At 62.5% G+C, this 8,100-nt stretch carries 8 protein-coding genes and 1 pseudogene; 2 read left to right on the forward strand and 7 right to left on the reverse strand.

What is annotated here, in order from left to right:
* On the forward strand, window positions 1-936 hold a 936-nt coding region (locus ACE3S9_RS09635; protein ID WP_374546238.1), incomplete at its 5' end, for a DUF1501 domain-containing protein.
* Here ACE3S9_RS09635 and ACE3S9_RS09640 read toward each other — a convergent pair.
* The 7 genes and pseudogenes from ACE3S9_RS09640 to glnT all read right to left on the reverse strand — a co-directional run.
* Window positions 900-1,601, reverse strand: a pseudogene (locus tag ACE3S9_RS09640) (cytochrome b/b6 domain-containing protein); the annotation flags it as partial. The gene ACE3S9_RS09635 and the pseudogene ACE3S9_RS09640 sit on opposite strands and share 37 nt — an antisense overlap.
* Window positions 1,598-2,089: a cytochrome c gene (locus tag ACE3S9_RS09645; protein ID WP_374546239.1), complete on the reverse strand. Its 492-nt coding sequence runs from the start codon at window positions 2,087-2,089 to the stop codon at window positions 1,598-1,600. The gene ACE3S9_RS09645 and the pseudogene ACE3S9_RS09640, both read right to left, overlap by 4 nt.
* A 31-nt stretch (window positions 2,090-2,120) precedes the next feature.
* The gene (locus ACE3S9_RS09650) at window positions 2,121-3,050 is read right to left on the reverse strand and encodes a dienelactone hydrolase family protein (RefSeq protein ID WP_374546240.1); all 930 of its coding nucleotides are present in this window, start codon (window positions 3,048-3,050) and stop codon (window positions 2,121-2,123) included.
* A 22-nt stretch (window positions 3,051-3,072) separates the two neighbouring features.
* On the reverse strand, window positions 3,073-3,600 hold the full coding sequence (locus ACE3S9_RS09655) for a rhodanese-like domain-containing protein (RefSeq protein WP_374546242.1): 528 nt from the start codon (window positions 3,598-3,600) through the stop codon (window positions 3,073-3,075).
* 110 nt (window positions 3,601-3,710) lie between these two features.
* Window positions 3,711-4,262: a peroxiredoxin gene (locus ACE3S9_RS09660; protein WP_374546243.1), complete on the reverse strand. Its 552-nt coding sequence runs from the start codon at window positions 4,260-4,262 to the stop codon at window positions 3,711-3,713.
* 284 nt (window positions 4,263-4,546) lie between these two features.
* A complete protein-coding gene (gene purU / locus ACE3S9_RS09665) occupies window positions 4,547-5,413 on the reverse strand; it encodes a formyltetrahydrofolate deformylase (protein ID WP_374546244.1) in 867 nt (288 codons plus the stop codon).
* 44 nt (window positions 5,414-5,457) lie between these two features.
* Window positions 5,458-6,759, reverse strand: a complete 1,302-nt coding sequence (gene glnT / locus ACE3S9_RS09670) for a type III glutamate--ammonia ligase (protein WP_374546245.1) — start codon at window positions 6,757-6,759, stop codon at window positions 5,458-5,460.
* A gap of 303 nt (window positions 6,760-7,062) precedes the next feature.
* On the opposite strand from glnT, the gene ACE3S9_RS09675 reads away from it, so the two are divergent.
* Complete coding sequence (locus tag ACE3S9_RS09675) at window positions 7,063-7,959, forward strand: class II glutamine amidotransferase (protein ID WP_374546246.1); 897 nt, start codon at window positions 7,063-7,065, stop codon at window positions 7,957-7,959.
* Window positions 7,960-8,100: the final 141 nt, after the last annotated feature.

Raw genomic sequence — 8,100 nt, forward strand, 5'->3', positions numbered from 1 at the left:
TTCGACTACAAGCCGGAACTGGTCCGCCTCGCCGGCCAGGAGGTCCCGGCCTCCTATCTCCAGGGCATCAAGACCTCGACCCAGGGCGGCGTCGGCAAGTTGTTCGCGTCCAAGCGCGAGTGGAAGCAATATGGCCAGAGCGGCGCCTGGTTCTCCGACTGGGTGTCGAATATCGGCCAGCACGCCGACAAGATCGCCTTCGTCAAGAACAGCATCACCGTCGGCGCCACGCATGACATTTCGATCCTGAAGCTCAACACCGGCGACGTCCAGCCGGGCCGTCCCTCGCTCGGCGCCTGGATCACCTATGCGCTCGGCTCCGCCAATCCCGACCTGCCGCCCTATGTCGTGCTTTACGCCGGCAATCGCGAACCCACCGGCGGTTCGGTCAACTGGTCGTCCGGCTTCCTGCCGGCGGTCTATCAGGGCACGGCGTTTCGTCCCGGCGACGCGCCGATCATCAGCCTCGACCGCCCCGAAGTGATCGGCGGCAGGCAGCAGCAGGACGATCTGGCGCTGCTGAAAAAGCTCAACGACCATCGCGCCGCCCTGCGGCCCGAGGACAGCGAATTGCAGGCGCGCATCCGCTCGTTCGATCTCGCCTATCGCATGGAGAAATCGGCGCCGGAAGCGGTCGATCTGTCCAAGGAAAGCGACTCCACCAAGGAGCTTTACGGCCTCAACGATCCGGCCTCGCGCGATTACGGCACGAACCTGCTGCGCGCCCGCCGCCTGACCGAGGCCAAAGCCGCGATGACGACCAGCGCTAACACGGCGGCAAGCCACAGCCGCGACGACGAAATCGCCTCCCGCTCCGAAATCGCTTCGCGCGGCTTGCGGCCCGTGATCATCGCGCCGATCAGATTCTCGCCCTTGAAGATTCTATGCGCGATCACGGCGAGCACATGCGCGGCGATCGCGGCGGCAAGCACATAAAACAATTTGCGATGCAGCGAGGTCAGCGCGAGGCTCTGCTCCTTCGTCACCAATCCGTAAAGCGGCCCGACATTGATGATCTCGTCGTTCGAAAACAGGCCAAGCGCCGCCTGCGCGCCGGCGCCCGCCAGCAGAGCGAGCACCATCAAAGCGCCGACCGGGTTGTGCCCGACATAATGCGGCCCGCCGGCCGTGAACAGGCCGCGCGCATAAGCGATGATCGCCTTTGGGCCGCGCACAAAATTCCGAAACAGAGCGTGGCGCGTGCCGAAAATCCCCCACAGGATGCGGAACAACACCAAAACCAGCACCGCATAGCCGGCCCAGAGATGATATTTGAAATAAGCCACGCCCAGCCGATTGGTGACGAAGGCGGCGAGGAAGGCGGCGGCCAGGCTCCAGTGGAAAATCCGGACTGGCAGATCCCAGACCTGCCGTCCCGCCTCAGCCTTTTCGTCGCTCTCGGCGACGGCGCCGATCGACTGCTCCACAATGCTCATGGCGGAAATTCCCGTCGGATGATGGCCCCCGTAACAATCGAACGGCCGGCGTCGGAGGCGAGACGACGCCGGCCGTTCACTCGGCCCAGGGGAGTCGGGTTTTCTGGGCGCGAAGCTGCGTTTCATATTATCGGCCCTTTTCAAGGACCGACGGCGTCGACTCATTTGAGCTTGAAATTGTCGTGGCAGGCCTTGCAGTCCTGGGCGACGGTCGTGAGCGCGGTCTTGAACGGCTCGCTCAACGCCTGCTCCTTGTCATTGACCTCCTGCAACGTGACGAGATCGGTCTGGAATTTTTTCAGCGCCTGGTCGAAATCCGAGCGATTGGTCCAGACTTCCGGCTTCGCCTTGCTGTCCGGCTCGCCGAGATTGGAAATGTCCGGGAAGACTTCCGGCAGCAGCCCGGACAGGAACACCAGCCGCGCAATGCGCTTCTTGGCGTCGGCGGCGTCATATTGACCGCCTTCCTTGAGCAGCGCGCCGAGCGGACGGAAATTCGCGCCTACCAGTTTGAACGCCGCGCGGCGCTCCTCGGCCGCCTGACGCGCCGCGCCCGGCGCCGGCGCGTTCTGCGCCTGCGCGACAAGGCCGCCGCCGAGGCTCAGAGCCAATACAGCCAGCACGGCGCGACTGCGGTTCTTGTTGGAAAACATGCGTCGAAAACTCCATTCGAGGGGAAGAAAATCAGCCGCGCAGGGCCTGATTGAACAAGGCCAGCGTGCGCTCCCAGGCGAGCGTCGCGGCGGCCTGATCGAAACGCGGCGTGGTGTCGTTGTTGAAGCCGTGCTCGACACCGTCATAGACGAAGGCCTCGTAGCGCACGCCGGCGGCCTTCAGCGCCGCCTCATAGGCCGGCCAGCCGGCGTTGATGCGCTCGTCCTTGCCGGCGAATTGCAGCAGCAGACGGGCCTTAATATCGGCGACCTTGTCGAGCGGCGGCGCCGCGCCATAGAAGGGCACGCCGACATCGAGATGAGCGGGCTTGCCGCCCGGCCCTTCGAGCGTCTGTTCGGCGAGCCAATTGACCACGCCGCCGCCATAGCAGAAGCCGACCGCGCCGAGCCTGCCGTTGCCGCCGGGCAAAGCCAGCAGATAATTGGCCGCCGCCACGAAATCGGCGCGCGTCTTGGTCTGGTCGAGCTTGCCGAACAGCTCGCGCGCCTTGTCCTCGTCGCCGGGATAGCCGCCAAGCGGAAACAGAGCATCTGGCGCGAAAGCAATGAAATTATCGACCGCGAGGCGCCGCGCGATGTCCTCGATATGCGGATTGAGGCCGCGGTTCTCGTGGATCACCAGAATGACTGGCAGCGGACCCGACGCCGAAGCCGGCCGCGCCAGCAGGCCGCGCACCTTGCCATTGCCTTTGGGCGAGTCGATCTCGACGATCTCGGTCTTGATCCGCGGATCGGCAGGCGCGACCTTCTGCGCCTGCGCGAAACGCGGATTGAGCGCGTCCAGCAGTTCCGCCGCGCTGGCGCCCGCGAGCGTGGCGTAGACCGCCGCGCCCTTGAGGAAGCCCCGGCGCGGCAGCAGGCCGTGCACATAACGGTCGAACAATTTCAGCACTTCCGGATGGAAGTCGCCGGCCTTGGTCAGGCTCTTCTTCTCGCTCATGGCCGGGTCTCCCGACGTTGGATCAGTTCTGCGACGCGGGCTGAGCGGGCGCTGCCGCCGCCGTCTGCGACGGCTGGACGGGGGCTATCGCCGCCGCGGCCGGCGCCGGAACCGGAACGACATGGACATTGGTCCCGCCTTCCTCCTGGTAATTTTCCGAGCCGACGGCGCCGACGACCTTGAAGCCCTTCTCGGTCAGCAGGTCGCCCGCCTTGCCGGCGCGCGCGGCATGGTTGGAGACGGTGACGATCTTGCGGTCCTTCGGAATGAAGGCGAGATGCTTTTCGAGGTCGCCAAGCTGCACGTTCAGATAGACGGGAAAGGTGCCGATCTTCGAAATCTCATCGGGGCGGCGCAGATCGACGAACAGCACACTGTCCGGATTGGCCAGCAAAGCGTCGATCTCGACGCGGTTGAGCTTCGGCGTCTTGTAATTATAGACGAAGGCGGCGCGAGCGGTTTGCCCTGCGGCCGCGGCCGGCGCAGCGGGAGTCTGGGCGAAAGCGGGAGCGGCGAGAACAAGGAGGGCGAGAGGCAGAAGCTTGCGCATGACAGATCCATCCATAACAACTAATAACCGATCATTTTTATATTGTTATAGCCTATCGTCATCCAGCGCAAGCCCCTTGCGCCCACGACCCGCCGCCCCAGGCCTGCCTTTCACGACTTGTGGTTTTCGCGCCAGCGGCGAACCGCGTCCAAAGTGTTCTCGATATGCTTGTCGGGCGCGGAATCCTGGAAGGCGTAGATGATCTTGCCGTCCGGCGCGATGACGTAGGAAATGCGGTCCGAGACGGTCGCGCCATTGGCGGCCGGCTTGATCCGAAGCGAATCGTAGGACTTGATGACGGCGGCGTCGGGATCGGCCCCGACCGGGAATTTGTCGCGGCATTCCTTTGCCGAAAATTCGAGCTGGGTCTCGATCGTATCGGCCGACAGCCCGATCAACGTCGCGCCGGCGGCGGCGAAATTGTCGGCGTTTTCAGCGAAATCATGCGCCTCGATGGTGCAGCCCTTGGTGAAGCTCTTCGGATAGAAATAGAGCACCACCGGGCCCTTTTTGAGCGCCTCGGCCAGATGGAAGGAGAAGGTCTTGCCGCCCTGCGCGGCCTGAACCGTGAAATCCGGCGCGGGATCGCCCTCCTTCAGCGCCGCCCAGCCGGACGTTGAAATCAGGGCCAAAGCCATGGCCCCGGCGATCAGACGTTTCATCGTGCCCCTCCTTGGTTGCGACCGCGCCGCAGGCGCCGCCTCGCGAAAGCAAGATCAGGAAATCGGGACGTCGCTGTCAATATAATAATATTTAGTCGGTAGGATTATTTTGATATTTCCACGGGCGCCACGGCGCATTCGGCCGTAGGCGCGCTGCAACCGCCGCGTCCCCGACGGAGAAATCGCAGCGATGGTGCGCGCACTAGACTCGATTGTCGAGACGCTCGTCGCGGATCAATGTTGGCGAAACTGCCGACCGCCGGCAGGGAACCCGAGGCGCTGGTTCAGCGCCGAAACACCACCGTCTTGCCGCCATTCGGAATCACGCGGCGCTCGACGTGAAACTTCACCGCGCGCGACAGCACGACATTCTCGATGTCGCGGCCGATGGCGACGAAATCCTCCGCCGTCTCCGTGTGCTCGACGCGCTCGACCGCCTGTTCGATGATCGGGCCTTCATCGAGATCGCTGGTGACATAATGGGCGGTGGCGCCGATGATTTTAACACCGCGCGCATGGGCCTGATGATAGGGCTTGGCGCCCTTGAAGCTCGGCAGGAAGGAATGGTGAATATTGATCGTCCGCCACGCCAGCGCCTTGCACATTTCGGCCGACAAAACCTGCATGTAGCGCGCAAGCACGATCAGGTCGATATTCAGCCGATCCACCATTTCCAGGATCTTGGCCTCCTGCGCGGCCTTGGTTTCCTTGGTCACCGGCAGATGGTGATAGGGAATGCCGTGCCATTCCACCACGCGCTGCAGATCGGGATGGTTGGAGACGACCGCCGGAATCTCAATCGGCAGGGCTCCGATGCGATACCGATAGAGGAGGTCGTTCAGGCAATGATCGAATTTCGAAACCAGAATCAGCACGCGCGTCTTGCGCGTCATGTCTACCATGTCCCAGGTCATGCCGAATTGTGCGCCGATGGCGGCGAAGGCCTTCTTCAACTCGGCGAAAGCCGCCGGATCGCCCGGCGCCTGAAACACCGTGCGCATGAAAAACCGCTGCGTCTCGGCGTCGCCGTAATGGGCCGATTCCGAGATGAAAATATCGCGCGCGGCCAGGAAACTGGAGACGGCGGAGACAATGCCGATCGTGTCCTGACAAGCAATCGTCAGGACATAGGATTTCACCTCGGATTCCATAAGGAACTCCAATTGTCGTTGTTATTCGCGGAGCGCGGTGAGGGCTAGCAGTCGAGCGTGTGGGCGCGCTCCCATTCGGTGGCGCAGCTCATGAAATCGTTCCAGGATTCCAGCTTCAGCTTCACGTAGGACTTGACGAAGGACTCGCCGAGCCCCTTCCGCGCGACCTCGGATTTCTCCAGCAGGCGCAGGGCGTCGAGCAGGTTGAGCGGCAGCCTGGGCGCGTCGAGCACCGTATGGCCGTGGGCATACATGTCGATATCGAGGCGCTTGCCGGGGTCCCGCCTGTTCTCGATGCCGTCGAGGCCTGCCATCAGCAAAGCAGCGGGTCCGAGATAGGGATTGGCCGAACCGTCGAGCAGGCGAAATTCGAACCGGTTCGGCTCCGGGATACGCACCATATGGGTGCGGTTGTTGCCGCCATAGGTGATGGTGTTGGGCGACCATGTGGCCCCCGAAGCCGTGCGTGGCGCGTTGATACGCTTGAAGCTGTTCACGGTCGGATTGAAAAGGGCGCAAAGATCGGCCGCCGAATGCATCACGCCGCCGAGGAAATTATAGGCCAACGCGCTGAGCCCGAGTTCGCCGGCCGGGTCCTCGAACAGATTGACGCCATCCTTCCATAGAGAGGTATGGATATGGCAGCCCGAGCCGGTCAGGCCATTGAACGGCTTGGGCATGAAGGTCGCGCGATAGCCGGCCTGTTCGGCCAGCGTCTTGACCATATATTTGAAGAACACATGGCGGTCGGCGGTGAGCAGCACGTCGTCATATTCCCAGTTCATCTCGAACTGGCCGTTCGCGTCCTCATGGTCGTTCTGATAGGGCTTCCAACCGAGTTGCAACATGCAGTCGCAGATCGCGGTGATGAGATCATATTGCCGCATCAAGGCGAGTTGGTCGTAACAGGGCTTGGGATAGGAATCCGAGGCGTCGGCGATGGCCTTGCCGTCGCGCGTCAGCAGGAAGAACTCGCATTCCACGCCGGTCTTGAGCTGATAGCCCTGCGCCTTGGCCTTGGCGATCTGCGCCTTCAAAACGGCGCGCGGCACGTCGGCAAGCTCCTTGCCTTCGCAGTAGAGGTCGGCGGCGAGCCAGCCCACTTCCGGCTTCCAGGGCAATTGGATCAGGCTCGCCGGATCGGGGATCGCCAGGGTGTCGGAATCGGCCGGGGTCTGGTCGAGATGGGAGGCGAAACCGGCGAAACCCGCGCCATTCTTCTGCATCGCGCCGATGGCGGCGGCCGGAACGAGCTTGGCGCGCAGCACGCCGAACAGGTCGACATAAGAGATCAGAAAATATTTGATGCCGCGGTCTGCGGCGATTTTGGCGAGGTCGGCGGTCATCTCTAATCCTCGAAACCCGTTTCGCGCGCAGCCGAAACCGCGCCGGATGGGCCAAGAGAAGCGCAGGCCATTATTACTGTCAAGAAACATTGTTTCATGGAATGACAAATGCGGCTATTTAGAGCAAGGCCGCCTATGTCCGTCGCATGTTTACGCAAAACTGCGTAATTTTTGGGCGTTCCGACCTCCCGTTGGCGCCGAAACGCGCCCTGATGTTTTCCTTATATGAAAAATTGTTTCTCCTTGTTGACAGACTCCCCCTCCGACGCTTAGCTAGAACACGCATTGGTCAGGAGAGGCAAAATGTGCGGCATTGCCGGAATTTTCTTCAAACATCCCGACGCCGGAGCGACTTTAGGCCGCTCGCTCGTGAACATGCTCGACGGCTGTCAGCATCGCGGGCTGGATTCAACCGGTTTCGCGCTTTATGAGCCGGATTTCAAGGGCCTGCGCCTGCGCTTCATCATCGACGAAGACGCCGACGGCGCCGTCGCACGCATCAAATCCGCACTCGCCGAACAGGGCGCGAAAATCCTGAGCGAAAAGCGCGAGGGCGCGACCTTCGTCGTCGAAGTGGAGCATTCCGGCGAAATCCGCCCCTTCGCCTATGCCATGGAGCACGCCGCCAAGCTGGTCTCGATCGGCTCGGCGCTCGACATCATCAAGGATGTCGGCACCGCGCATGACCTCGACAAAATCTACGGCGTCGGCGCCATCGCCGGCTCGCATGGCGTTGGCCATGTCCGGCTCGCCACCGAATCCGAGGTCAAGCCGGAAGCCGCGCATCCGTTCTGGGCGACGGGCTTTTCCGACGTCGCCATCGTCCATAACGGCCAGATCACCAATTACTGGAAGATGCGCCGCCGCCTTGAGGCGCGCGGCTTCGAATTCCGCACCGACAACGACAGCGAACTGATCGCGGTCTATCTCGCCGACAAGCTGGCGCAGGGCGAGACGCTGGAACAGGCGCTCGAACAATCAGTCGACGATCTCGACGGCGTGTTCTCATTCCTGGTCTCGACCAAGGACGGCATCGGCTTCGCCAAGGACCGCCTCGCCGCCAAGCCGATGGTGATGTTCGAGAACGACGAACTGGTCGCCATCGCCTCCGAGGAAGTCTCGCTCAACAGGCTCTTTCCGGGCCAGCCCCTTTCCACTACCGAACCGGCGCCGGGGACGTTCCGCACATGGTCACGCTAGATCTCGCGAAAATTCCGGTGCGCGAAGCCAATGAGGCGATGCGCGCGGCGGGCGCGCGGGGCGAGGATATCGAATTGCTCAATCCCGACGCGCGCCATCATCTCGGCGTCGGCCTGGTCGCGCCGGTCAAGGTGCGCGTGC

The organism is Rhodoblastus sp. (assembly GCF_041915505.1).
In the GTDB taxonomy this organism is placed as follows: domain Bacteria; phylum Pseudomonadota; class Alphaproteobacteria; order Rhizobiales; family Beijerinckiaceae; genus Rhodoblastus.